The following is a 24,193-nucleotide window of genomic DNA, read 5'->3' as shown; positions in this document are numbered from 1 at the left end:
AAACACAATAAAAGTGTTTTTGTTCAAAATTAAGACCTCTCGAACTTAGTTAAAATAAACCATAATTTTCATCTGAAAAATGATAACCAAACGAGAGTAATTCTTGATTATTAAATCGTAAAGATTCATTCCAGAAAATATTGAATCAATAGAAATGGTATAATTTTCGCTTTTGTAGCTTAATAATTTCGATAATGAATATCTCTTCTTATCTTAGCAAATAATTTATTTCTCCTCATGAAAACTGTAAAAATTGTTGGTGTTCCTGAACATTTTAATCTTCCTTGGCATTTGTGTATTGAAAATGGTGAATTTGATGAAGTTGGTATCGATTTACAGTGGACCGATGTTCCTGAAGGTACCGGTAAAATGTGTCAAATGCTGAAAGAAAATGAGGCCGATATTTCTATTCTTCTTACTGAAGGAGTTATCAAAGACATCGCTGCGGGTAATGATTGTAGTATTGTACAAGTTTTTGTAGAATCTCCTTTAATTTGGGGTATTCACGTAGATGCTAAATCAAATTTCAAACAACTTTCTGATTTAGAAGGTAAGAAAGCAGCAATATCGAGATTAGGTTCCGGCTCACACCTTATGAGTTTTATCAATGCTCAAAACCAAAATTGGGATACCAAGACGCTACCGTTTGAAGTAGTTAACAATATCGATGGTGCCGTTGAATCGCTTTCATCCGGTAAAGCCGATTACTTCATGTGGGAACGATTTACAACAAAACCGTTAGTAGATCAGGGAACATTCCGCAGAATAGCTGACTGCCCTACTCCTTGGCCTTGCTTTGTAATTGCTGTTCGTAATGAATTTTTATTGAATAACGAGTCAACTGTTGAACTAATTTTAGAAATCATCAATAATACAACCATAGAATTTAAAGAAATTCCTAGTATCGACAGAACATTGGCATCTCGATACAATCAAAAACTAGAAGATATTCAAGAATGGTTGAGATTAACTCGTTGGTCTCAGAAACAACTGGATAAAAACACCTTTAATTTGGTACAAAATAAATTGTTTGATTTAAATTTAATCGAAAATAAAATATCTTACGAAAAGGCAATAAAATAAGTCAATTGGTCTATCGTTTAAAGTAAAAATGACTACAATTTTCCAAAAAAATTATATTCACTATAAAGACAAGCTTTCTTTGCCAAAGCCTTGGGATACTGTGGTCATTTTTCTTTTGAATGTCTTATTGGCAATACCAACTTTTATAATCGCGCATCAAAATCTTAAAGAAACCGATTTTAAAATTCCTATTGACCGAATTTTACTTTTTATTTTCATACTAATAGTCTATCAGCTAATCTTACATAGCATCAAAAAATATCTTATTATTGGTATTTTTTGCTATTTCATCATTTTAATCTACGGGACTCTTTTTGGCACCTATAGCTTTTATAGGGTTTATGACGATTATAGATCGATGGTTTACACCATGGGGGATAATCCATATCCGCAAGATATTATCATTGGTAAACTACTGCCTTTCCCTAATAAATTCAAGGTTTTGAAGTCTATTGATTTTCAAAATCCAAAAGTGAGAAACTTTGCCCTATATGCCACCACCAAGCATTTTACAGATGTAAAAAGAATGAAAGGGTACAGAGAATATCGAACAATTATTCAGTGTTTTGCCGTATTTAAAGAAATAAAAACACACTGGAATTATGTCAACGATCCATTAGGTAATAACTATATCGCTTCTGCTTCAGAATCTTTACAACATTTTTCTGGTGATTGTGATGATCATGCCGTCCTTATGGCTGCTGGTATAAAAGCAGTTGGTGGTGTTCCGAGATTAATTCATACCGATGCTCATATTTACCCGGAAATGCTAATAGGAACCCAAAGGGATTTAGAAAATATAGTTTATCTTATTCGAAATGTACTTTTTAAAGAAGAAAGCAAAGGAAAAAAAATACATTACCATATTGATGAACACGGACAAATTTGGTTAAATCTAGATTACACCGCCTATTATCCTGGTGGACAATTCATGAGCGAAACTATTTTGGGACAACTAACCTTAAATAATTAATTACCATTCTATAGGCTTTCTACCATGAACCAATAAGTAATCGTTAGCACTATTAAAATGATTATTGCCAAACCATAATCCTCTATTAGCACTTAAAGGTGAAGGATGTCCAGTTTCTAAAACTAAGTGTTTATTTCGGTCAATTTTGGCTCCTTTTTTTTGTGCATAACTTCCCCACAGAAGAAAAACGGTATTTTCAGTATTTTCAGAAATAAACCGAATTGCATTATCAGTGAAAGTATTCCAATTTAAATGCTTATGACTATTGGCCTGATCCTTTCTAACGGTCAATGAAGCGTTAAGCAATAAAACGCCTTGTTTTGCCCAACGCTCTAAATTTCCTGAAGTAGGAAAGAAAACCCTATCGTATTCAAGGTTAATTTCAGTGAAAATATTTTTTAAAGAAGGTGGAATGGCTACACCATCGTTGACAGAAAAACACAATCCATTTGCCTCTCCTTCTCCGTGATAAGGGTCTTGACCAATGATGACAATTTTTAAATCATTCAACGGACAAATAACAAATGCATTAAAAATTAATTCTTTTGGAGGAAAGCAAATATCATGATTGTATTCATTTTCCACTTGAATCATCAACTTTTCAAAATATTCTTTATGCTGTTCGGTCTCAAAGAAAGATTTCCAAGAAGCATCTAAATTATAAGGTAACATTTGTTATTTTTTTGCAAATATAGTCAGATTGGACTATTGCTTCTCCTATTCTTTGTAACTTTGACATTTTAGTAATTAAAAATGATTTCAATAAATAATAAAACGCTACAAGATTTACAATTTCAAACGGTGTTGGAAACCATTTCGGAACGTTGTGTAACCGAATTGGGAGCCGAAAAAGTGCTCACCATTACACCTATAAAAAGTGAAGAGGAATTAATGCAATCGTTACTGCAAACCTCTGAGTACCGTTCCTCTTTCGATAATAATAATGCTTTGCCAAATCATGGTTTTGAGCCGATAACAAATGAAATAAAATTTCTTGGCATTGAAGATAGTTTCTTAGAACTAGCGAGTTTCAAAAAGATTCATTCTATTTCTGAAAATGCTAATACTTTACTATTATTTCTAAAGAAATTTGAAGATTATTATCCTTCGTTGTATTTAAAATCTAGTGCTATTGAAATCACCAAAGACATTACTAAAGCCATCGAAAGTGTTTTAGACAAATACGGTGAAATTAAAGATGATGCTTCTCCCGATCTCTTGAATATCAGGAGAGATATTAATGTGGTGAGAGGAAAAGTAAATCAGAGTTTTGGGATGGCATTAAGCCAATATAACGCTTTGGGTTATTTAGACGAAATTAGAGAGACAGTTGTTGAAAACAGACGTGTTTTAGCAGTTTTAGCGATGTATCGTCGTAAAGTAAAAGGTTCTATTTTAGGCAGTTCTAAGACTGGAAGTATCGCTTATATTGAGCCTGAAGCTACGTTAAGATACTCTCGAGAATTGGCCAATTTAGAATATGAAGAACGGGAAGAAATTATTAAGATTTTAAAATCATTAACCAATACGATTCGTCCCTATTTGCCTTTGTTAGTACAGTACCAAGATTTCTTAACGGATATTGATGTTATTGCTGCCAAAGCCAAATATGCCAGAAAAATTAATGGTATTTTACCTCGAATCACTCAAGAAAGAAGAGTTTATCTTCGAGAGGCCTACCACCCTATTCTGTATATAACTAATAAAGAAAAAGGGCAAACTACATATCCACAAACCTTTGAATTCAATCAAGAAAATAGAATTATTGTTATTTCGGGACCCAATGCGGGAGGAAAGACCATATCGATGAAAACTGTGGGGTTACTTCAATTAATGCTTCAATCAGGATTATTAATTCCTGTTCATGAACGTAGTGAAACTTGTCTTTTCGATCGAATTATGACCGATATCGGAGACAACCAATCTATTGAAAATCATTTGAGTACATACAGTTACCGATTGAAGAACATGAATTATTTCTTGAAGAAATGTAATTCTAAAACTTTGTTTTTAATCGATGAATTTGGTACTGGTTCTGATCCTGAATTAGGAGGAGCATTGGCCGAAGTTTTTTTAGAGGAATTTTATCACCGTGAAGCCTTCGGTATTATCACGACACATTATTCTAATTTGAAAATTCTTGCAAACGAACTTCCTTGTGCCACTAATGCGAATATGCTTTTTGATGAAAAAACATTAGAACCCATGTTTAAATTAGTTTTAGGACAAGCTGGTAGTTCGTTTACTTTTGAAGTAGCTCAAAAAAACGGCATTCCTTTTGGGTTAATTAATCGTGCTAAGAAAAAAATTGAAGGCGGCAAAGTTCGTTTTGACAAAACCATTGCTTCCTTGCAAAAGGAACGCTCTAAACTTGAAAAAACTTCTTTAAATTTAAAAGAAGAAGAAAACAAAGCCCGTGAAGAGAGCAAGAAAATGGAAACGATTAATGCTAAAATTCAGGAAAAATTAGAACGTTACCAGGAATTGTATGATGCTAATCAACGTCTGATTTATATGGGGCAAAAAATTGATGATATTTCCGAGAAATATTTCAATAACAAGAATAAAAAAGAATTGATTGGCGAATTCCTTAAAATGGTTGAAATTGAAAATTCTAAACGTAAAAAATTAACCGTAAAAGAAAAGAAAGTCAAGGAAACAATTGAAAAACAAATTGTTGCTGAAGTAAAAGAAAAAGTTGAAGAAATCCGAAAAGAAAAAAAGGAAAAGAAACTGAAAGCAAAAATAGAAGAAGAAAACAAACCTAAAGTAATACTTAAGGTAGGTGATCGTGTACGAATGATAGATGGCAAATCTATTGGTACTATTGATGCTATTGAAAAAAATAAAGCTACCGTAAACTACGGTATTTTTACATCAAAAGTGAGTTTAGATCAACTAGAATACATCCAACCTAAATAATATGGAAAGTTTACCAAAAGATAAAAAAATAATTTTGTTTGATGGATTATGTAATTTATGTAATTCTTCAGTGCAATACATTATAAAACACGATAAAAAAGATATTTTTCGTTTTGTACCGTTACAATCAAAACTTGGTCAAGATATTCTTAAATATTTAGGTATTTCAGATAAAAAAATAGACAGTATAGTATTGTATGAACCTGGTGTGGCTTATTATTACAAGTCTGGAGCAGTGTTACAAATTGCTAAACATTTAAGTAATTTCTTTAACTATACTCTCATTTTTAGAATTATCCCCAATGCACTACGAGATGTTTTATATGATTACATCGCAAAAAATCGTTATAAATGGTACGGAAAAAAGGAGTCGTGTTGGATTCCTACTCCTGAATTAAAAGCTAAATTTTTAGAATAATTAGTAAAAATTTAAAACCATAAAAAAAGACTAAGTAACAACTTAGTCTTTTTTTATTAATCTATTGGATTTACTTTTTAATAGGTAACGATGTAAAACCCATATTAAATAAGGTAAATGCTTGTATATCTACATTTTCTTGTATTGATGCGGCAACCGATTTTCCAGCTCCATGTCCAGCATTAATATCAATACGGATAAGAGTAGGATTTGCTCCAGTTTGCTTTTCTTGTAATTCGGCAGCAAATTTAAAACTATGTGCAGGTACCACACGATCATCATGATCCCCTGTAGTGACCATAGTGGCCGGATATTGCACTCCTTTTTTAACATTATGAACCGGTGAATATTTCTTAATATATTCAAACATTTCTTTTGATTGTTCAGCAGTTCCATAATCGTAAGCCCAACCTGCACCTGCTGTGAATGTATGGTAACGCAACATATCCAATACTCCAACAGCAGGTAAAGCTACTCTAAACAAATCAGGACGTTGGGTCATACACGCTCCAACTAACAAACCTCCGTTAGAACCACCTCTGATTGCTAAATATTGTTTTGAAGTATATTTATTAGCAATTAAATATTCTGCAGCTGCTATAAAATCATCAAAAACATTTTGTTTTTGCATTTGCGTACCCGCATTATGCCATTTTTTACCGTATTCTCCACCACCTCTCAAATTAGCAACGGCATAAATTCCTCCATTTTCTAACCATAATGCATTGGCAATACTAAAAGAAGGAGTCAAACTAACATTAAAGCCTCCATAACCATATAACATGGTAGGATTTTTTCCGTCTAATTTTGTTCCTTTTTTGTAAGTGATAATCATTGGGATTTTTGTTCCATCAGCAGAAGTATAAAAAATCTGTTTAGATTCATAATCTTCCGATTTGAAATCTACTTTAGGTTTTTGATATACAGCAGAAACTCCACTTTTCACGTTAAAGCTATAAATGCTACCTGGAGTAAAGTAATTTGAAAAAGAAAAATAAAGTACTTCTTCCGCTCTTTTTCCTACAAAACCTCCTGCAGTTCCTACACCCGGTAAATCGATTGTTCTAATTAAATTACCTTGATAATCAAATTGTTTTACCATAGAAACTGCATCTTTCATATAATTAGCAAAAATAGAACCACCACCCGTAGAAGGATTTAATACGTTTTCTGTTTCTTCGATGATGGTTTTCCAATTGGCAACAGCAGGATTTTTAGCATCAATCATCACAATTTTTTTGTTAGGCGCATTTAGGTTCGTAACAAAATATAATTGATCTCCCACATTATCTAAGAAATCTGTATCCGTATCAAAATTATCTAAAATAGTAACAATTGGACTGTTCTCTTGTGTCAAATCTTTGATATACAACTCTCCACCAGAAGTTGAATTTGCAGCAGAAATGATTAAATATTTATTATCCTCCGTTACTAGTCCACCCACATAACGACGTTTTTGATCCAATCCGAAAACAACTTTATCTTCTTTCTGCGAAGTACCTAATTTATGATAATACAATTTGTGTTGGTCTGTTTTCGCAGATAGTTCACTTCCTTGTGGTTTATCATAACTTGAGTAGTAGAAACCTTCGTTTTTATACCATGATACCCCACTAAATTTAACATCCACGATAGTGTCTTCCAAGATTTTTTTGGAAGCCGCTTCCATAATAATAAATTTTCTCCAATCAGAACCACCAACAGAGATTCCGTAAGCAACTTTAGATCCGTCTTCTGAAAAATTAATATTTCCTAACGAAGTAGTTCCATCTTTGGAAAAAGTATTAGGATCTAGGAAAACCTCTTCCTTACCCGCTTGATCTTTACGATACAAAACCGATTGATTTTGTAAACCATTATTTTTGTAATAATAGGTATAATTTCCTTCCGTAAAAGGAGAACCAATTTTTTCGTAGTTCCACATTTTCTCCAAACGTTCTTTCAAAGCTTTACGATAAGGAATTTGATCTAAATACCCGTATGTGATTTTGTTTTGTTCTTTCACCCAGGCTTCTGTTTCTGGAGATCGATCGTCCTCTAACCATCGGTAAGGATCTTCAATTTTTGTTCCGAAATACTCATCTGTCTGTACTACTTTCTTGGTCACAGGATACTTCATTCCTTTAATAGGTTTCTTAGACTGCGCCATTGCCGTTAATGAAATGGCGATAGCTAAAGTTGTTACTAATTGTTTCATTTTTGATTGGTTGACTATTTATTAAAAAACAATGAGCCATTTATAAAAATGACTCATTGATGCATATTTCATTTTTAACAAAAATAAACATTGAAATGTTAGTATTTCGTTAAAATAAAATAGTTTCTTAACTATAAATTGAATTTTAAACCAACTACAAAATTTCTTCCCATGTTTGAAATTCCATCCGCTTTTAAACGTGATAAATGAGATATATAATTTCGGTCTAAAACATTATTGGCACTCAAATTCAAAGAAAATTTAAACGTATTCCAACTAACAATTCCTCCAAAACCTAGGTTAAGTAAACTATATTCACTGGTTGAAGTTTCAAATTCACCAACATTATTTTGCGCAAAAAAGGTATCTAAGTTTAATGAGAAATAACCTTCTTTGAATCCGTTCCATTTCAGTTCTGTTTTTATGGTGTTACTCCATTTATTAGAAGGGATTAAAGGCAAGTATTCTCCACTTTCTCTCTTTCCAATCACACTTTCAAAGCTACTTGTTACGTGTAACCAATCCATTGGATGAGGGTGAAAATGCACTCCGGCTTCTCCTCCATATAAGTTAGCATTAGCCTGAACATAATCGTACACATCATTATCATCGATTACACTTCCGTTGGGAGAAATAAAAATATAATTATTGATTTTATTGTAAAATCCGTTTACAAAAAATTCAAAATGTTTGTTTCCGTATTCTACATTTAAATCTGCTTGAATATTTTGTTCGTTTTTTAAATTGGCATTACCAATCTCGTATCTGTTACTTCCTTCGTGTACACCATTAGAAGTCAATTCAGCCAAATTTGGAGCTCTGAATCCAGACGCTAAGTTTAATCGTACTGTTAATTTTTCTGAAATTGAAGTTTTATAACCTAATGACGCATTAAAACTATTAAAATTTCTATCGATTGCTTTGAAGTAGCCTTCTTCTCCTACAACACCATGAGTTTCGGTGCTGATATTTCTGTTATCAAAACGAACACCTAACTGAATTGTATTCTTTTTCCACTCATAATTAGAAGTAATTAATGCTCCTATATCATTAGTTTTAGCATTAGGAATCAAGATTTCTTCTCCAAAATTTTTATTGGTTTGTGACATCCCTTGTACTCCTACGATGGTTTCGATCTTTCCAATATGAGGCAAATAGTATTTTGCATCGAAATTAAAAGTCTGCAAATCCATATCTAAAATTGGTTGCAAAGAATCTTCAAATTCTTTACGATCATTACTAATGTATCCTAAATCTAAATCTAATTTAGAATTCTTGAAGTAGAATTTATTGTGTAAACTAGCAATTTGACTGAATACTCCTTGACGAGGAAAATCAGGATTTCTTACAGTAGTATTTACTCCTAGTTCTTCTGGTAACCCCAAATTCATCAAGTTGACGTTGTAACGGAAAGTACTTGAAAATGAACTATTCGAATAACTAATTCCTGTTTTAAAATCGGTTTCTTCAAAACGAGTATTGGTCACTCTATTGCCATCAGGTAACTTATAATCTGCGTGCGTATTATAACCACCTCTTACCAAAAATTTCCAATTTTCAGAAGACGTTTTCAATCCGAACTGTGTACTACTTCCCAATGTGTTACTAAAAAACTTTTGACTCAAATCGGCACTATATGAATTAGCATTGGCAAATTTTTCTGGGTTAAAATACAACACACCTCCCAAAGCATCCGAACCATACAATAAAGATGCAGGCCCTTTTATTACTTCTACACTTTCAATTCCAGAATCATTTAATCCTAATCCATGTTCTTCTCCAAACTGTTGGTTTTCAAGGCGAACACCTTGTGTGTATATTAAAACACGATTCCCGCTCAAACCACGAATTACGGGTTTACCAATCGAAGTACCAGTAGAAACATTAGATACACCAGGAATAGTAGCTAATCCTTCTACTAAGGAAGTAACTCCTTTTTGTTCAAAATCTTTAATCTTCTTATTTTCAACTTTCATCACATTTTGAGATTGCATTTTGTTGAAAACCGTAGAAATAATTACTTCATCAATATGATGAGTATGTGCCTCTGTTAATGTAATGTCAAGTGCAATTTCTGATTGATTCAATTTTACTGTTGAAGTATTCGAATCATAATCAGCATGTGTAAATATAACAGCAAAACTTCCTGAAGGAAGATTACTTAACTCATAAACTCCTTGAGCATTGGTCTTTGTTTCTTTGTGTAATTCTGGAATAGAAACGATAACATTTTCCAGTGTATTTTTATTTTCATCGGTAACTGTACCCGATAGTTTATTCTGAGCATTCGCAAAAATGCAAAGCCCTAAAAATAATGCGTAAAAAATTGATTTCATTGAATAGAATTCTTGCGTAAGTTAAAAGTTTACAAACGCAATCGAATGTTAACTTTAAACTTACAATTATTGTTTAAACAAAAGAATCGGGAGATCTATAAATAGAAATCCGATAGATAATATAAAAACTAAACAATAAAATGAGGTGGGCCACGTGAATTTAGAGAACTACCAGAGAAAAAAACTAATTTTTCACCGTAACCAAACAAACCGGTAGTATTGTAGACAGGAATTTTAAACTTGAAAGTAAAAAACTCTGTTTGAATGTAGTTACTAAAAGAATATTCGCAAACAAAACAATCGTCAAAATCATCATGCGCATGCGAAAATTCCGTTTTATCTTTATGGTATTTGTGATGGCAATGTTCCTTGGATAATTGCTCTACCAAATGTTCGAAGGAATGAATAGATTGAAATAGCACTCCGAAAAGGACTACTACAACCAGAGAAAAATTAAAAAGGGTAAATTTCTTATTCATTCGGTCGCAAATATATAATAAAAATAAATCCGTTTAATTTTTTTTATCAAACGGATTTGTTTTTTACTTTTAAACCAACTGGTTTGCTACTAAATATTCTGCAATTTGCACCGCATTAGTAGCAGCACCCTTACGCAAATTATCAGCGACAATCCACATATTTAAGGTATTAGGTTGACTTTCATCTCGGCGAATGCGACCTACAAAAACATCGTCTTTACCTTGTGCATACAAAGGCATCGGAAAAGTAAATGTATCTACATTATCCTGAACGGTAACTCCAGGCGTATAATGTAAAATTTTGCGTACGGTTGCAACGTCAAAATCTTTCTCAAATTCTACATTCACAGATTCACTATGACCTCCAACAACCGGTATTCTTACTGCGGTTGCTGTTACGGCTATACTTTTGTCATCTAATATTTTTTGAGTTTCTCGAACCAATTTCATTTCCTCTTTAGTATAATCGTTTTCCTCGAAAACATCACATTGAGGAATCGCATTACGATGAATTTGATATTTATAAGCCATTTCTCCTTGAATACCTTCGTACTCATTTTCTAGCTGACGAACCGCTTTAACGCCTGTTCCAGTAATTGACTGATAGGTAGAAACCACTACCCTTTTTATGCCGAACTCTTTATGCAATGGAGACAAGACCATTACCATTTGAATGGTTGAGCAATTTGGATTAGCGATGATTTTATCTTCTTTTGTTAAAACTGAAGCATTGATTTCCGGCACTACTAATTTTTTGGTTGGATCCATTCTCCAAGCAGATGAGTTATCAATAACCGTTGTACCTACTTCTGCAAATTTGGGAGCCCACTCTTTTGAAGTATCGCCACCAGCGGAAAATATTGCTATTTCAGGTTTCATATCAATAGCCGTTTGCATCCCCACCACTTTGTACTTACTTCCTTTGAATTCAATCTCGTTTCCTACAGATCTCTCAGAAGCAACTGGTATTAATTCTGTTACCGGAAAATTTCTCTCCGCTAATACCTGAAGCATTACTTCACCTACCATACCGGTAGCTCCAACAACGGCTACTTTCATCTTATTTTATCTATTTAAAATTTATAACAAAAATAGTTAATATTTGATATTTAAAAAGGACTTAACAAAATTTAACAAATTGTTATATAAATAAAAAAGCCCCGACTACATGGGGGCTTTTGAATATTCTGAGAAATTTATTTTTTTAGCAAATCTCTAATTTCAGTCAACAATTGCTCTTGTGTTGGACCTGCTGGTGCGGCTGGAGCTTCCGGTTTTTTAATTCTATTCATTCCTTTAATAATCAAGAATAAAATAAAAGCTACAATTACAAAATTGATTACCGAAGAAAGAAAAACTCCATATTTAACTCCGCCAAAAGCTGTCAATTCTTCTATTTTTGTTAAATGAGCAGCTTCCAATGCAGGTTTAAGTAACAAAGGAGTAATAACATCTTCTATTAATGAACTGACAATTTTTCCAAAAGCACCTCCAATAATCACCCCAATTGCTAAATCAACCACATTGCCTTTCATGGCAAAATCTTTAAATTCTGATAAAAATCCCATAATTTTAATTTTATTAGTTATTTAATGTAATGCTAAAATAAACTTTTTCTACTAATTTACTATTCTCTATAAAACATCCTTTTCACCCTCAAAGAAATACTAGTTAAAATTTCATAAGGAATAGTTTTAGTAGCATTAGCTATTGTAGTTACTGATGGATTTTTACCAAAAATAATTACTTCACTACCTTCCAAACAAGGAATATCTGTTACATCTGCCATAAGCATGTCCATACAAACACTTCCAATTATAGTTGCCGCTTTCCCATTGATTGTAACATATCCCACACCATTACCCCAATGTCTCGATATTCCATCGGCATATCCAATTGGAATTGTCGCTACTCTAGTTGTTTTCATCGCGACAAATCTTCGGGAATACCCAACACTTTCTCCTGCCTCTATAGTTCTTATTTGGGAAATTATAGATTTTAACGTTCCTACATTTTCTAACATTTGCTGTTCTTCCTCTTCGTTGGAAACTCCATACAAGCCAATACCCAAACGAACCATATCGTACTGTGCGTTAGGATAATTACTGATTCCAGAAGTATTGCAAATATGACGAATCGGATCTATAGAAAGTTCTTGGATTAAAAAAGATGAATCTCTCTCGAACGAAGCAATTTGTTGTAGCGTAAATTCATGGTGTGAAGGCACATCGCTAGACGCTAAATGCGACAAAATACTTTTGACTTTTACCCTTTGAGTATTTTTTAGAATTGAAACCAATTCAGGTAACATTTCTGGATCAAATCCCAAGCGATTCATTCCTGTATTAATTTTGATGTGAATTGGGTATTCATCCAATTGTTTTTCTTCCACCGCTTTTAAGAAAGCCTTCAACACTCGTATACTATATATCTCTGGCTCCAAATGGTATTGTAACATCAGTTGAAAACTCGTCATTTCAGGATTCATCACCATGATTGGCAAATCAATACCTTCTTTGCGCAAATCGATACCTTCATCGGCAAAAGCTACTCCTAAATAATCAACTTGATGATGCGCTAACAATTTCGCAATTTCAAAACTTCCACTTCCGTAACCAAACGCTTTCACCATTACCATTAACTTGGTTTCTGGTTTAAGTTTCGATTTAAAATAATTCAAGTTGTGACTGATTGCGTTTAGATTAATCTCTAAAACCGTTTCATGTGTTTTTTCCTCTAAAAGCGAAACGATATGCTCAAACTCAAACTGACGAGAACCTTTAATTAGAATAGTTTCATCTGAGAATTGTAAGTTTTCAAATGCTTTAATGAAATCCTCAGTACCAAGGAATGAAGTAGCGTTGATGAATTTATGTTTGAATCGAGAAACTGTTTCCCCAATACAAAAAACACGACTTATTTTATTGGAAATAATGAGTTGAGAAACTTTAGAATATAATTCTTCTTCGGCTAGTCCCGACTGAAAAATATCCGATAAAATCAACGTTCTTTTTTTATGTTTTTTTTGATTTTCTAAAAAATCTAAAGCTATTTTAAGTGATTGGAAATCTGAACTATAACTATCATCAATTAAAGTGCAATTATTAATTCCGTTTTTAACTTTCAAACGCATTTCAACCGGATACAACTCTTTAACTCTTGCAACAATAACTTCTGTTGAATATTCAAGATACAGCATCGTTAATACACAATGCAAACTGTTTTCTACGGATGCTTCATCAGTAAATGGAATATCTATGGTAAAACAAATATCTTTTCTTGAAATTCTAAGTTCTGAATAATCTTCAAAGGTTTTCTTCTGAATAAAAACATCCGCTTTTTTATCCTGAGTGCTCCATGTGAATGTTTTCACATTTGGTTTTAAAAAAGCTTCTATGGTCTTATTCTTATTCAAAATTAACACTTGAACATCGGTAAATAATGCCAGTTTTTCTTTTATTTTCTGTGAAATATTTAAAAAACCTTCGTCATGTGCCGATCCAATATTCGTTAAAATTCCAATGGTTGGTTTAATAATTCGTTGCAAACGTTCCATTTCTCCAACTTTAGAAATTCCTGCTTCGAAAATTCCAAAATTATGATTCTCATTGATTCCAATAACCGACAAAGGCACTCCTACTTGCGAATTATAGCTTTTAGGGCTTCTGATAATATTGTAATCAGGACTCAATAAGAAATTCAACCATTCCTTAACAATCGTTTTTCCGTTACTTCCAGTAATTCCTATCACTGGAAAAGAAAACAGATTACGATAATAAGCCGCAAAATCCTGAAGGGCTTTTAAAGTATCTTCAACTACTAAAAAAACCGCTTTAGAATCTAAATTTTCGGGTATATAATTAACAACAAAGAAGCGAACTCCTTTTGCTATCAAATCGTTGATGTAAGTATGCGCGTCATTATTTGGACCAACTAAGGCAAAAAAAAGTGTTTTGCTGTTATTTTGTAATGACCGGCTATCTATAGAGACATTATCAATTGTTTCTAAAGCTATTTTACCGTTGGGTTTAGCCTGGATACTTTGGATAATGTTTTGAAGCGTTATACTCATTGCCTCTAATTTTCGGGGTTATTGTTTTTTATTATTTCTTCGTCAATCACCTCCATATTGTTTCTCATGGCATTAAAATATGCCGCACGACTCAATGGCTCGTATTCTTCCGTTTCACCCAAAAGTACCAAACTGTCACTAGCCGATTTTCTGAAACTATAATGGGCTAAATTTCCTGTACGAGTGCAAACCGCATGAACTTTTGTAACGTATTCGGCTGTAGCCATTAAAGCCGGCATAGGACCAAAAGGATTGCCTTTAAAATCCATATCCAATCCAGCAACAATAACTCTTATTCCGCTATTGGCCAAATCATTGCAAACAGCCACTATTTCATCGTCAAAAAATTGTGCTTCATCAATTCCAATCACATCACATCCTTGGGCTAAAATTCTGATATTAGCCGCAGCAGGAACTGGAGTCGAACGAATTTCGTTTTTATTGTGTGAAACTACCATTTCATCATCGTAACGAGTATCTATAGAAGGCTTAAAGATTTCTACTTTTTGTTTGGCAAATTGAGCCCGCTTCAACCTACGGATTAATTCTTCGGTTTTGCCCGAAAACATTGATCCACAGATCACTTCAATCCATCCAAATTGTTCTTTATGATTTACTGTATTTTCAAGAAACATTTTTTAATTTTATGACGATAAAAAAGAATAGTTTTTATTACTTTGTAACAGAACAAAATTATCAAAAAAGTATTGCTATAAATAGTATATTTAAGAAAGTTATTAAAAAAAACATCATTTAAACATTCTTCAATAGAACTTAACAATTATTCCGAAATGAAAAAGAAACTTGAAGCCGAATTAATTAGTATTGCCCACCGAATCTTGAAACTAAAAAATAAAGATGATATTCATCAATTACATCATGAAACGCAAAAACTATACGAAAAACTTTCAGTTTTATTGTTTGTAGAAGAAAATTTTGGAGAAGTTAAACCTACTATTGGCATTCACGAAATTGAAGAAAAGCTAGAACGTGCCTTCGATTTTGATGAAAAAATCGTTGTTGCTGAACTTAAAAATGATGAAATTATTGAAGTTCAGCAACAAAATACAGCAGAAACCGTTCAAGAGACAACTACTACTCCTGAAGTAGCAGTACTCCCAGAAATTCAAACGGAGGAAACACCTTTATTCACTTTGGATACCGAAAAAGAAGACGATATTATTCCTGTTGTAGAAGCAGAAAAAGAATTGCCTAAAGCACCCAAAACGCAAATTACTCTCGATGACATTTTAGGGAATATTCAGGCAGAGCCAATATTTGAACGTGTTTCGGAAAGTACGACCGTTCCTCCCGAAAAAGCTAATACTAAAGAAGCTAGTGAAGAATATGAACAACCAAAAGCGAAAATAGAGCTTGATTTTTTTGCTCCACCGAAAGAAGTAATCTTCGAAAAAGCGATTGGAGAAAAACCATCTACCAATTTGAATGATGTTCTAAACAAAGGCATAAATATTACCTTAAACGATCGTATTGCTTTTGAAAAGAATCTTTTCGACGGCAGTACTGAAGATTTGAATCGTGTAATATCACAGTTATCAACTTTTGGTTCATTTCAAGACGCTAAAAACTTCATTGAAGAAATGGTGAAACCAGATTATAATAATTGGGAAGGAAAAGAAGAGTTTGAAGATCGTTTCATGGAGTTTGTAGAAAGTAAATTTATCTAAATGTCTAAATTATATATCGTTCCCACGCCCATAGGTAATTTAGAAGACATGACTTTTAGAGCTATTAAAGTTTTAAAAGAAGTGGATTGTATTCTAGCCGAAGATACTCGAAATAGCGGTAAATTGTTGAAACATTTTGAAATCGCTACCCCAATGCAAAGCCATCACATGCACAATGAACACAAAACGGTAGAATCGTTGGTGAAACGTATGCAGGCCGGAGAAACGATAGCCTTAATCTCAGATGCTGGAACACCGGCTATTTCCGATCCTGGTTTTTTATTAACGAGAGCTTGTGTTGAGAATGGTATTGCTGTAGAATGTTTACCCGGTGCTACTGCCTTTGTACCCGCATTAGTCAATAGTGGTTTACCGAATGATAAATTTGTTTTTGAAGGATTTTTACCCGATAAAAAAGGAAGACAAACGCGTTATTTGGCCTTAGCTGAAGAAACACGTACAATGATTTTATACGTTTCTCCACATAAATTAGTAAAAACACTTACTGAATTTATTCAATATTTTGGTGCAGACCGACCAATTTCAGTTTCTAGAGAGTTATCAAAATTACACGAAGAAACTGTAAGAGGAACCGCCGAAGAGGTATTGAAACACTTTGAAGCCAAACCACCTAAAGGAGAAATTGTGGTTTGTGTGGGTGGAAAAAAATAGTTTTAGTGTCTTTATTTTTGTAAGCAGTTTTTTAAAGTGCTCTTTTAACTTTAGAATTTTATATGTCAGATAAAAAGAAAAAAAATGGTCAAGCTGAATTCACAAAATGGTTTGGACCTTTACTGAATGCACTTAGAGAACTTGGAGGTTCAGGAAAACCTAAAGAGGTTGTTGAACAAATTGCTTTATCAGAGAAAATATCCGATTCACAGAGAGAAGAAGTTATGAAATCTGGAATTTTACGGTTTGACAACCAAGTTGCTTGGGCTAGACAATATCTAGTGTGGGAAGGATTACTTGACAATTCAAAAAAGGGGATTTGGACATTATCTCCAAAAGGTCAACAAACTTTCTTAAATCAAGATGAAGCAAGAATAATTTTTTTGAAATGGGTCGAAATACATCAAAAAGCAAAAAAAGATAAAACTTTAAAAGACAAAATTGTAGCTACGCAGGAGAATGAAGACCCTGAAGAATTAGAAAATGAAATTACTCCTAATCTTTTAGAAATTTTACAAAGTGTATCACCAATTGGTTTTGAACATTTATGCAAAAGACTTTTAAGAGAACATGGTTTTGAAAATGTCCATGTTACACAAGCTTCTCATGATGGAGGTATTGATGGTTACGGTACTTTAGAGTTAAATCCTTTTGTGAGTATGAAAGTTCTATTTCAATGCAAAAGATATAAAGGTACTGTTTCTAGGGCTCAGATTGGAGATTTCAGAAATGCTATGATTGGACGGGCAGATAAAGGAATAATTTTAACTACTGGTACTTTTTCTGAAGATGCAAAAAGAGAAGCATCAAGAGACGGTGCTCCACCTATAGAACTAATTGATGGTAAAAAGTTAGTTGAATTGTTTGAAAAAGCTGAATTAGGAGTAAAACCAAAAATCATCTATGAAGTAGATTATAATTTTTTTGAATCTTACATGAAAAATTAAAATTATGAATCAAAATTTTAAAAATTTCCAAGAAATCATCGCTCATATCGATGAAAATTATGAATTCACACCCACTGCTTTCAAAAACGGAAATCAATACAATCAAGCAGGAGAAAATAATGGCTCGTGTAAAGTATTCTCCTATGCAAAAATGCATAATCTAAGCAAAGAAGACACGTTACTATTGTTTGGTCAATACTATCAAGATGTATTAAACACACCGGAAGGAACGGATCATCAAAACATTAGAAACTTCATGGTTTATGGTTGGGAAGGAATCACTTTTGAAGGCGAAGCGTTAAAATCAAAATAAAAGTACGAAGAAGTTTCTAAACAAGTAATTTCTCAATCTTTTAATAAAAAAACAGATATATTTGCTAATCAATACTATAAGCCAAAAATTTTAATCGTAATTCCAAAAATATATGCGTTGGACTCTACAATCAAAGCCAGAATCACAAAAAGTACAAGCCTTACAACACGCCCTAAACGTAAACGAAATCATCGCTACTCTTCTACTACAAAGAGGAATTGAATCCTACGAACAAGCCAAACAATTTTTCAGACCTACTTTAGAGGACTTACACGATCCATTCTTAATGAAAGATATGGACAAAGCGGTTACACGTATCGAAAAAGCTATTGAAAATCAAGAAAATATTCTAATTTTTGGTGATTATGATGTAGATGGTACCACCGCAGTATCACTAGTGTCAAGTTATTTAAAAAGTTATTACCCAAAGGTAGCAACCTATATTCCTGATCGATATAAAGAAGGATATGGCGTTTCCTTTCAAGGTATTGACTTTGCCGATGATAACGAATTTACCTTAATTATTGCGCTGGATTGCGGAATCAAATCGATTGAGCATGTCAACTATGCCAAAGAAAAAGGAATAGACTTTATTATTTGTGACCATCATCGTCCTGGAGATGAAATTCCTAAAGCTGTAGCAGTTTTAGATCCAAAACAAGACGATTGTTCTTATCCTTACGATGAATTGTGTGGGTGCGGTGTGGGATTCAAATTAATACAAGCTTTATCTGTCAGACGTAATATCACCATAGTAGAATTACTCCCCTATTTAGATTTAGTTGCAACGGCCATCGCAGCAGATATTGTTCCTATCACAGGAGAAAATCGAGTATTGGCGAAATTCGGTTTAGAAGTCATTAATTCTAATCCAAGATCTGGAATTAAAGCGTTGTTGCAAAATGTAAAAAAGAAACAATTAACCATTTCCGATGTTGTATTTATTATCGCTCCAAGAATCAATGCTGCGGGAAGAATCAAACATGGTAATGAAGCTGTGGCTTTGTTAACCGAATACGATTTAGATCAAGCCGAAATTTTTGCTTCGGAAATTGAACAACATAATTCCGATAGAAAGGAGCTAGATCAACAAATCACTAAAGAAGCTTTATTGCAAATTCTAGAAAATAAGGAAGAAAATCGATTCTCAACAGTAGTTTATCAAGAAAATTGGCACAAAGGTGTCATTGGAATTGTGGCTTCTAGATTAGTTGAGAATTATTATCGCCCTACGATAGTTTTTACTAAAAGTGGTGATAAATTAGCGGCTTCGGCTCGTTCTGTAAAAGATTTTGATGTCTATAATGCGTTAGAAGCTTGTGCTGAACACCTTGAGCAATTTGGAGGACATATGTATGCCGCTGGAATGACTTTGAAAGAAGAGAATTTTATGCTTTTTAAGAACAAATTCGAAGAAGTCGTACAAAAAACCATTCATCCGAACTCACTTAAACCTGAAATCGCTATCGATTTAGAAATTCGATTAGAAGAAATCAATGAAAAATTAATCCGCATTTTGAAACAATTCGAACCTTTTGGTCCCGGAAATATGGCTCCTGTTTTCCTTTCCAAAGACCTTAACGATACCGGTTATGGACAAGCCATTGGTAAGGACGAAGAACATTTACGTTTATTTGTGAAACAACAAAACAGTCAAGGATTTGGTGCTGTTGGATTTGGACTTGCTAAAAAGAAAAATATCACCGAAAATCATAAAAAATTTGACGCCGTTTATTCTATTGAAGAAAATGAATGGAACGGAAAAACAACAATTCAGTTACGATTAAAAGATATTACAAATCATCAAAAAACATCCGAGTAGTGGCAACTAAGAAGAAAAGAGATCCGTTTTCATCATTAAAAATCAAAGAATTTCGATGGTTTTTACTCATGCGTTTAGGTATTGTATTGGCTTGGTCTATACAATTTGTATTAATCGAATGGGAAGTTTATCGTTTAACCAAAGATCCTTGGTCTTTAGGATTGATTGGTCTAATGGAAGTAATTCCGGCAATTGGTCTAGCATTGTTCGCAGGTCATGTTGTGGACCAAAACGAGAAAAAAGGGATGTTGCTTAAATGTTTTTCTGCTCTTGCCATCATAAGTATTGCGATGTGTTTGCTCGTGAAACCTGAAATCACGGAAACTTTATCAAAAGATTTTATCCTTAATTCTATTTACTGTTTGGTCTTTTTAGGAGGTATCGTCAGAGCATTTATAATTCCTTCTGTTTTTAGTTTACTCGGTCTCTTGGTGCCTAATCAAGAAAAACCAAATGCTGCGGCTTGGAGTAGTTCTACTTGGCAGTTTGCCGCCGTTTTTGGACCTGCTTTTGCTGGTTTTGCTATAAGTTGGATAGGTATTTATCAATCGATGTTAATAGTCGTTTTTTGTATCATTATCGGGATAATTGGATTATTACAAATTGAGAAAAAGCCTATTTTAAATCCAAAATTAGGAGAACCAATCTTAAAAAGTTTAACCGAAGGAATCAATTTTGTGTTTAACAACAAAACAATATTAAATGCGATTACTTTGGATATGTTTGCCGTTTTATTTGGAGGTGCGGTTGCATTGATCCCTGTTTTTGCACAAGATATATTAAAAGTCGGTTCTGAAGGTTTCGGTATTTTAAGAGCAGCTCCAGCAGTTGGTGGTTTACTTACAATGCTAATTGCAACTTATATTCCATTAAATAAAAATGCTGGAAAAAAATTACTCACAGCCGTATTCCTTTTTGGGGTTTGCATTATAGTTTTTGGCTTATCCAAAAGTTTTTGGATTTCTGTCATTGCTTTATTTTTAAGCGGAATCACCGATGGAATTTCGGTAGTAATTCGACAAACTATTCTGCATCTTTATACGCCAGATACTATGCGTGGACGTGTATCTTCTGTAAACTCTATTTTTGTGGGTTCCTCTAACGAGTTAGGCGCTTTCGAAAGTGGTTTGGCTTCTAGAATGTTGGGAGTCGTGAATGCCGTAGTATTTGGTGGAATCATAACAATGATGGTGGTTACCACTATGGGAGCTATTTCACCGGAATTTAGAAATTTGGATATTGACAAAGACTTAGAAGAATAATTAAGTCTTAAAATAAAAAAAGCAAGTTTTAAAACTTGCTTTTTTTTGTGGGCGATAAGGGATTCGAACCCCTGACCCCCTCGGTGTAAACGAGGTGCTCTGAACCAGCTGAGCTAATCGCCCTTTGCGGTTGCAAATATACAGCTACTTTTTATATTTACAACACTTTTTTATGTTTTTTATTTCTTTTTTATTTCCTTTAGAACGGCTCTGTTTTCATAATTCTCTACAACAATTTCAAGTGGTTGATTTTTAATTGTTTTACCAATAATTGTATACAATTTACCACCGTTGTATTTTATATTACTTCTATCAAAATCGACATCTCCGTATTGTAAAGTGTTCTTAATATCGATTGTGTCTACCCATTCTTCCGCAAGTACCGTTGATGCATTTTTAGAAAAATGAAAAGATTTTGTTCTGATATTGTTCAATACCCTATCATTTGGAAAATAACTGCAACGTGTATTTTTTTTGTTTAAAATGAATACCACTGCAAAAGAACTAATGGCAAAACCAATAAGGAAATAACTTAATTTATAACGTAATCTCATTTGAATTTATTTGCTGCAAAAATACACAGAAATTATGGTTTTACTACAAATACCTTTCCTTTATTATATTTAGATGATGGATGCAATGTCCTGTAATAATATAACCAATGGCTCTCACTGAAATAGGATTATTAGAAGCTATTCCTTTGTTTAACAACATTTCTTCTGAAAAACTTTCAAATAGGCGAATGGTCGCTTTTCTCACAGCAACAAATTCTTGAATTAAATCAATCATATTGCGATGATTTGCATTGGCCGCCGTAACATACTCATTTTCATCAAATCCAGGTAGTGGGGTTTTATCAAAACGAGAAATTCTTAGCGCTCTATATGAAAAAATACGCTCGGCATCAATCAGGTGTTGCACTATGTCTTTAATTGTCCATTTCTCCGATTCATAACGATACTCATGTTTTTCCTCGGGAACAATGTTTTCAATAAAATTATAGAAATCGTTTAAATTATCCTCTAAAGCATCAATGATAGCAAGAGATTTTACTTCATTGATGTATGGGATATAATATTCTGGATATTCGTTGGGTTGTAAATTTTTCATCTTATAAAGGTATAAAAAAAGACCTTTTCTAAAAGGCCTTTTAAATTTTACATTTCTCTAAAAATGGTATGCATCAAACGTTTTTTATCATTAATGCTTTCATCTAACGAAATCATAGTCTCTGTACGATATACACCATCGATGTCATCAATCATATAAATTACATCTTTAGCATGTTTTGTATCTCTTGCTCTTATTTTACAGAAAATATTAAATTTTCCTGTCGTTACGTGAGCAACAGTAACATATGGAATTTCATTAATTCTCTCTAAAACAAATTTAGTTTGTGATGTGTTATTCAAGAATACTCCAACATATGCGATGAATGAATACCCTAATTTTTCGTAGTCTAAAGTCAATGAAGAACCTTGTATGATCCCTGCATCTTCTAATTTTTTAACACGTACGTGAACCGTACCTGCTGATATCAAAAGTTTTTTAGCAATATCTGTAAAAGGAATTCTTGTATTGTCAATTAACATGTCTAAAATTTGGTGATCTACTTCATCTAATCGGAATTTACTCATAATTTATTCTCTTTTTATTTATTTATGTTTGTTATTACTTTTTTAAATTAATTCGAATTTAAGTTAATTTTCTAACACCATTTGTGAAAATTATGTTATTATTTAAATAAAAATCTGCTTTCTTTCCAATTTCAGGGATATTATTAGAATCATCTGTATAAATTCCACCTTCTCCATCGTACGCCAAATGACCTACAGCATTTAATTTTTCATTTATTTCAACAATAAACGATTCAAATTCAATTGTATTGTTCTTTAGAACCTCTTTGTATTGTGCCGCAAAATTAGTATTTATTTTCAAAGAATCAACAAAATAATTAACATTTCTGTAAACTATGTCGAAAAATTTAATGTTATTTTGCGGAATTGTTAAATAATCGTGAATTTTAGCATCCGTCAAATCATTTTTATCAATAAAAAACAAACTACTCAAAAGAGCTACAAACACAAATTTTCGAGTTTCTTCACGTTGGTAATCCTCCTGATAATGTCCAGCTTCAAATAAAATAGTTGGCACGCCTAAAGATTGGAACATATCCCCAATACAATTAATATTAAACGAATCATCAAAACGTCCTACTTGATTAGGGATGTATCTTTGAAGCACTTCATTCATCGCAACAATAACCCGAACCGCTTTCAATCTGTTGGCATTATATTCTCTCTTTTCATTGTATGCCGGAGCCAAAAACGATACCGTAGCGGGGTTTTTTGTATCTCCAGCAGCAAAAATTGTTCGCTGGTCGTGCAGGTTATAGCAAAAATCGGGCCGAAATGCTTCAAATGTTTTACGTAATAACTGACTTTCCGGCTGAGTAAGCGCCAAAGAATCTCTATTTAGGTCCACATCGTTAGCGTTAGCACGCGTGTAAGCCTCTGCTCCATCCGGATTTAAAATTGGAATTATATATAAGGTATAAGCTTCTGTGATTTGTTTCGCGTCTTCTTTATTGGACTTTAAAAAAGAAAATAAATCGAATACTGCTTTTGTAGTAGTTGATTCGTTACCGTGCATCTGAGACCACATCAAAATTTTAATTTTACCCATTCCTATTTCTACAGCATGTATAGGCTTTTGTTTTACGGATTTACCTATAACTGAAACTTTGAAATTTGGAGGAAGAGAATTTAATAATGGCTCAATATGTTGATTGTTAATGTATCTACCATAGAGAGCAGTTTCTTTTATTTCGGGATAAATATCTAGATAATTCATGGTATGATTTTCGTTATTACAAAGGTAAACAAACTTATTATTACTCATGTAAACTCAGTTGTCGTGATTACTATAGGCTAGAAATAGACGCGATAAATTTACAGTTGTATTGAAAGATTTATCAACTGTATTTTTAAAAAAAAAAATAATATATAA

At 33.0% G+C, this 24,193-nt stretch carries 22 protein-coding genes and 1 tRNA gene; 10 read left to right on the top strand and 13 right to left on the bottom strand.

Annotated elements, in window-relative coordinates; all coding sequences use genetic code 11:
* Positions 1-237: 237 nt before the first annotated feature.
* Both NAT50_RS09030 and NAT50_RS09025 read left to right on the top strand, forming a co-directional pair.
* Entirely contained in the window at positions 238-1,083 is an 846-nt protein-coding gene (locus NAT50_RS09030; protein WP_250592946.1) for a substrate-binding domain-containing protein, read from the top strand.
* Between the two features lie 28 nt (positions 1,084-1,111).
* Complete coding sequence (locus NAT50_RS09025; RefSeq protein WP_250592945.1) at positions 1,112-2,056, top strand: transglutaminase-like domain-containing protein; 945 nt, start codon at positions 1,112-1,114, stop codon at positions 2,054-2,056.
* Here NAT50_RS09025 and ung read toward each other — a convergent pair whose 3' ends face one another.
* Entirely contained in the window at positions 2,057-2,728 is a 672-nt protein-coding gene (ung, locus tag NAT50_RS09020) for a uracil-DNA glycosylase (RefSeq protein ID WP_250592944.1), read from the bottom strand. It lies immediately after the preceding gene.
* A gap of 81 nt (positions 2,729-2,809) precedes the next feature.
* Between ung and NAT50_RS09015 the strand changes: the two genes are divergently transcribed.
* Positions 2,810-4,978: an endonuclease MutS2 gene (locus NAT50_RS09015; protein ID WP_250592943.1), complete on the top strand. Its 2,169-nt coding sequence runs from the start codon at positions 2,810-2,812 to the stop codon at positions 4,976-4,978.
* Position 4,979: 1 nt separating this feature from the next.
* Entirely contained in the window at positions 4,980-5,396 is a 417-nt protein-coding gene (locus tag NAT50_RS09010; protein WP_250592942.1) for a thiol-disulfide oxidoreductase DCC family protein, read from the top strand.
* A 70-nt stretch (positions 5,397-5,466) separates the two neighbouring features.
* On the opposite strand, the gene NAT50_RS09005 is transcribed toward NAT50_RS09010, so the two are convergent.
* The 7 genes from NAT50_RS09005 to NAT50_RS08975 all read right to left on the bottom strand — a co-directional run bounded on the left by NAT50_RS09005 (position 5,467) and on the right by NAT50_RS08975 (position 15,115).
* Entirely contained in the window at positions 5,467-7,593 is a 2,127-nt protein-coding gene (locus tag NAT50_RS09005) for a prolyl oligopeptidase family serine peptidase (RefSeq protein WP_250592941.1), read from the bottom strand.
* A gap of 131 nt (positions 7,594-7,724) precedes the next feature.
* Positions 7,725-9,929: a TonB-dependent receptor gene (locus NAT50_RS09000; RefSeq protein WP_250592940.1), complete on the bottom strand. Its 2,205-nt coding sequence runs from the start codon at positions 9,927-9,929 to the stop codon at positions 7,725-7,727.
* Positions 9,930-10,057: 128 nt separating this feature from the next.
* Positions 10,058-10,408 carry a hypothetical protein gene (locus NAT50_RS08995; protein ID WP_250592939.1) on the bottom strand — a complete coding sequence of 117 codons (351 nt, stop codon included), beginning with the start codon at positions 10,406-10,408 and terminating at the stop codon, positions 10,058-10,060.
* A 69-nt stretch (positions 10,409-10,477) separates the two neighbouring features.
* Positions 10,478-11,467, bottom strand: a complete 990-nt coding sequence (locus tag NAT50_RS08990; protein ID WP_250592938.1) for an aspartate-semialdehyde dehydrogenase — start codon at positions 11,465-11,467, stop codon at positions 10,478-10,480.
* Between the two features lie 137 nt (positions 11,468-11,604).
* Entirely contained in the window at positions 11,605-11,976 is a 372-nt protein-coding gene (gene mscL, locus NAT50_RS08985) for a large conductance mechanosensitive channel protein MscL (RefSeq protein ID WP_250592937.1), read from the bottom strand.
* A gap of 59 nt (positions 11,977-12,035) precedes the next feature.
* A complete protein-coding gene (locus NAT50_RS08980; protein WP_250592936.1) occupies positions 12,036-14,480 on the bottom strand; it encodes a bifunctional UDP-N-acetylmuramoyl-tripeptide:D-alanyl-D-alanine ligase/alanine racemase in 2,445 nt (814 codons plus the stop codon).
* Positions 14,481-14,485: 5 nt separating this feature from the next.
* On the bottom strand, positions 14,486-15,115 hold the full coding sequence (locus NAT50_RS08975; protein WP_250592935.1) for a thymidine kinase: 630 nt from the start codon (positions 15,113-15,115) through the stop codon (positions 14,486-14,488).
* Between the two features lie 156 nt (positions 15,116-15,271).
* On the opposite strand from NAT50_RS08975, the gene NAT50_RS08970 reads away from it, so the two are divergent.
* The 6 genes from NAT50_RS08970 (at position 15,272) to NAT50_RS08945 (ending at position 21,184) form a co-directional block, all read left to right on the top strand.
* Positions 15,272-16,168 (top strand): hypothetical protein, encoded by an 897-nt coding sequence (locus NAT50_RS08970; protein WP_250592934.1) that lies wholly within the window; start codon positions 15,272-15,274, stop codon positions 16,166-16,168.
* Positions 16,169-16,840 (top strand): 16S rRNA (cytidine(1402)-2'-O)-methyltransferase, encoded by a 672-nt coding sequence (gene rsmI, locus NAT50_RS08965; protein ID WP_250592933.1) that lies wholly within the window; start codon positions 16,169-16,171, stop codon positions 16,838-16,840.
* A gap of 62 nt (positions 16,841-16,902) precedes the next feature.
* Positions 16,903-17,787, top strand: coding sequence for a restriction endonuclease (locus tag NAT50_RS08960; protein ID WP_250592932.1), 885 nt, complete (start codon positions 16,903-16,905; stop codon positions 17,785-17,787).
* A 4-nt stretch (positions 17,788-17,791) separates the two neighbouring features.
* A complete protein-coding gene (locus NAT50_RS08955; protein ID WP_250592931.1) occupies positions 17,792-18,100 on the top strand; it encodes a HopJ type III effector protein in 309 nt (102 codons plus the stop codon).
* 112 nt (positions 18,101-18,212) lie between these two features.
* Positions 18,213-19,922 (top strand): single-stranded-DNA-specific exonuclease RecJ, encoded by a 1,710-nt coding sequence (recJ, locus tag NAT50_RS08950; protein WP_250592930.1) that lies wholly within the window; start codon positions 18,213-18,215, stop codon positions 19,920-19,922.
* The gene (locus NAT50_RS08945; RefSeq protein ID WP_250592929.1) at positions 19,922-21,184 is read left to right on the top strand and encodes an MFS transporter; all 1,263 of its coding nucleotides are present in this window, start codon (positions 19,922-19,924) and stop codon (positions 21,182-21,184) included. Before recJ ends, NAT50_RS08945 begins: the two co-directional genes overlap by 1 nt.
* A gap of 48 nt (positions 21,185-21,232) precedes the next feature.
* Here the strand turns inward: NAT50_RS08945 and NAT50_RS08940 are convergent.
* From NAT50_RS08940 to NAT50_RS08920, 5 genes are all read right to left on the bottom strand, one after another.
* Positions 21,233-21,307, bottom strand: a tRNA-Val gene (locus NAT50_RS08940).
* 56 nt (positions 21,308-21,363) lie between these two features.
* On the bottom strand, positions 21,364-21,738 hold the full coding sequence (locus NAT50_RS08935; protein WP_250592928.1) for a DUF4258 domain-containing protein: 375 nt from the start codon (positions 21,736-21,738) through the stop codon (positions 21,364-21,366).
* Positions 21,739-21,781: 43 nt separating this feature from the next.
* Complete coding sequence (locus tag NAT50_RS08930) at positions 21,782-22,294, bottom strand: DinB family protein (RefSeq protein ID WP_250592927.1); 513 nt, start codon at positions 22,292-22,294, stop codon at positions 21,782-21,784.
* A gap of 47 nt (positions 22,295-22,341) precedes the next feature.
* Entirely contained in the window at positions 22,342-22,821 is a 480-nt protein-coding gene (locus tag NAT50_RS08925) for an Lrp/AsnC family transcriptional regulator (protein ID WP_073310450.1), read from the bottom strand.
* Between the two features lie 58 nt (positions 22,822-22,879).
* Positions 22,880-24,085: a M14 family metallopeptidase gene (locus NAT50_RS08920; RefSeq protein WP_317236679.1), complete on the bottom strand. Its 1,206-nt coding sequence runs from the start codon at positions 24,083-24,085 to the stop codon at positions 22,880-22,882.
* Between the last annotated feature and the right edge of the window lie 108 nt (positions 24,086-24,193).

The organism is Flavobacterium luminosum (assembly GCF_023635005.1).
Taxonomy (GTDB): domain Bacteria; phylum Bacteroidota; class Bacteroidia; order Flavobacteriales; family Flavobacteriaceae; genus Flavobacterium; species Flavobacterium luminosum.
Note: the sequence above shows the minus strand (reverse complement) of the source record. Positions and strands in the feature narration are given on the sequence as shown.

What these genes read in the sequence shown, in the direction of transcription:
- NAT50_RS09030 (WP_250592946.1), top strand. Translation starts at nt 238, where the DNA reads ATGAAAACTGTAAAAATTGTTGGTGTTCCTGAACATTTTAATCTTCCT.
- NAT50_RS09025 (WP_250592945.1), top strand. Translation starts at nt 1,112, where the DNA reads ATGACTACAATTTTCCAAAAAAATTATATTCACTATAAAGACAAGCTT.
- ung (WP_250592944.1), bottom strand. Translation starts at nt 2,728, where the DNA reads ATGTTACCTTATAATTTAGATGCTTCTTGGAAATCTTTCTTTGAGACC.
- NAT50_RS09015 (WP_250592943.1), top strand. Translation starts at nt 2,810, where the DNA reads ATGATTTCAATAAATAATAAAACGCTACAAGATTTACAATTTCAAACG.
- NAT50_RS09010 (WP_250592942.1), top strand. Translation starts at nt 4,980, where the DNA reads ATGGAAAGTTTACCAAAAGATAAAAAAATAATTTTGTTTGATGGATTA.
- NAT50_RS09005 (WP_250592941.1), bottom strand. Translation starts at nt 7,593, where the DNA reads ATGAAACAATTAGTAACAACTTTAGCTATCGCCATTTCATTAACGGCA.
- NAT50_RS09000 (WP_250592940.1), bottom strand. Translation starts at nt 9,929, where the DNA reads ATGAAATCAATTTTTTACGCATTATTTTTAGGGCTTTGCATTTTTGCG.
- NAT50_RS08995 (WP_250592939.1), bottom strand. Translation starts at nt 10,408, where the DNA reads ATGAATAAGAAATTTACCCTTTTTAATTTTTCTCTGGTTGTAGTAGTC.
- NAT50_RS08990 (WP_250592938.1), bottom strand. Translation starts at nt 11,467, where the DNA reads ATGAAAGTAGCCGTTGTTGGAGCTACCGGTATGGTAGGTGAAGTAATG.
- mscL (WP_250592937.1), bottom strand. Translation starts at nt 11,976, where the DNA reads ATGGGATTTTTATCAGAATTTAAAGATTTTGCCATGAAAGGCAATGTG.
- NAT50_RS08980 (WP_250592936.1), bottom strand. Translation starts at nt 14,480, where the DNA reads ATGAGTATAACGCTTCAAAACATTATCCAAAGTATCCAGGCTAAACCC.
- NAT50_RS08975 (WP_250592935.1), bottom strand. Translation starts at nt 15,115, where the DNA reads ATGTTTCTTGAAAATACAGTAAATCATAAAGAACAATTTGGATGGATT.
- NAT50_RS08970 (WP_250592934.1), top strand. Translation starts at nt 15,272, where the DNA reads ATGAAAAAGAAACTTGAAGCCGAATTAATTAGTATTGCCCACCGAATC.
- rsmI (WP_250592933.1), top strand. Translation starts at nt 16,169, where the DNA reads ATGTCTAAATTATATATCGTTCCCACGCCCATAGGTAATTTAGAAGAC.
- NAT50_RS08960 (WP_250592932.1), top strand. Translation starts at nt 16,903, where the DNA reads ATGTCAGATAAAAAGAAAAAAAATGGTCAAGCTGAATTCACAAAATGG.
- NAT50_RS08955 (WP_250592931.1), top strand. Translation starts at nt 17,792, where the DNA reads ATGAATCAAAATTTTAAAAATTTCCAAGAAATCATCGCTCATATCGAT.
- recJ (WP_250592930.1), top strand. Translation starts at nt 18,213, where the DNA reads ATGCGTTGGACTCTACAATCAAAGCCAGAATCACAAAAAGTACAAGCC.
- NAT50_RS08935 (WP_250592928.1), bottom strand. Translation starts at nt 21,738, where the DNA reads ATGAGATTACGTTATAAATTAAGTTATTTCCTTATTGGTTTTGCCATT.
- NAT50_RS08930 (WP_250592927.1), bottom strand. Translation starts at nt 22,294, where the DNA reads ATGAAAAATTTACAACCCAACGAATATCCAGAATATTATATCCCATAC.
- NAT50_RS08925 (WP_073310450.1), bottom strand. Translation starts at nt 22,821, where the DNA reads ATGAGTAAATTCCGATTAGATGAAGTAGATCACCAAATTTTAGACATG.
- NAT50_RS08920 (WP_317236679.1), bottom strand. Translation starts at nt 24,085, where the DNA reads ATGAGTAATAATAAGTTTGTTTACCTTTGTAATAACGAAAATCATACC.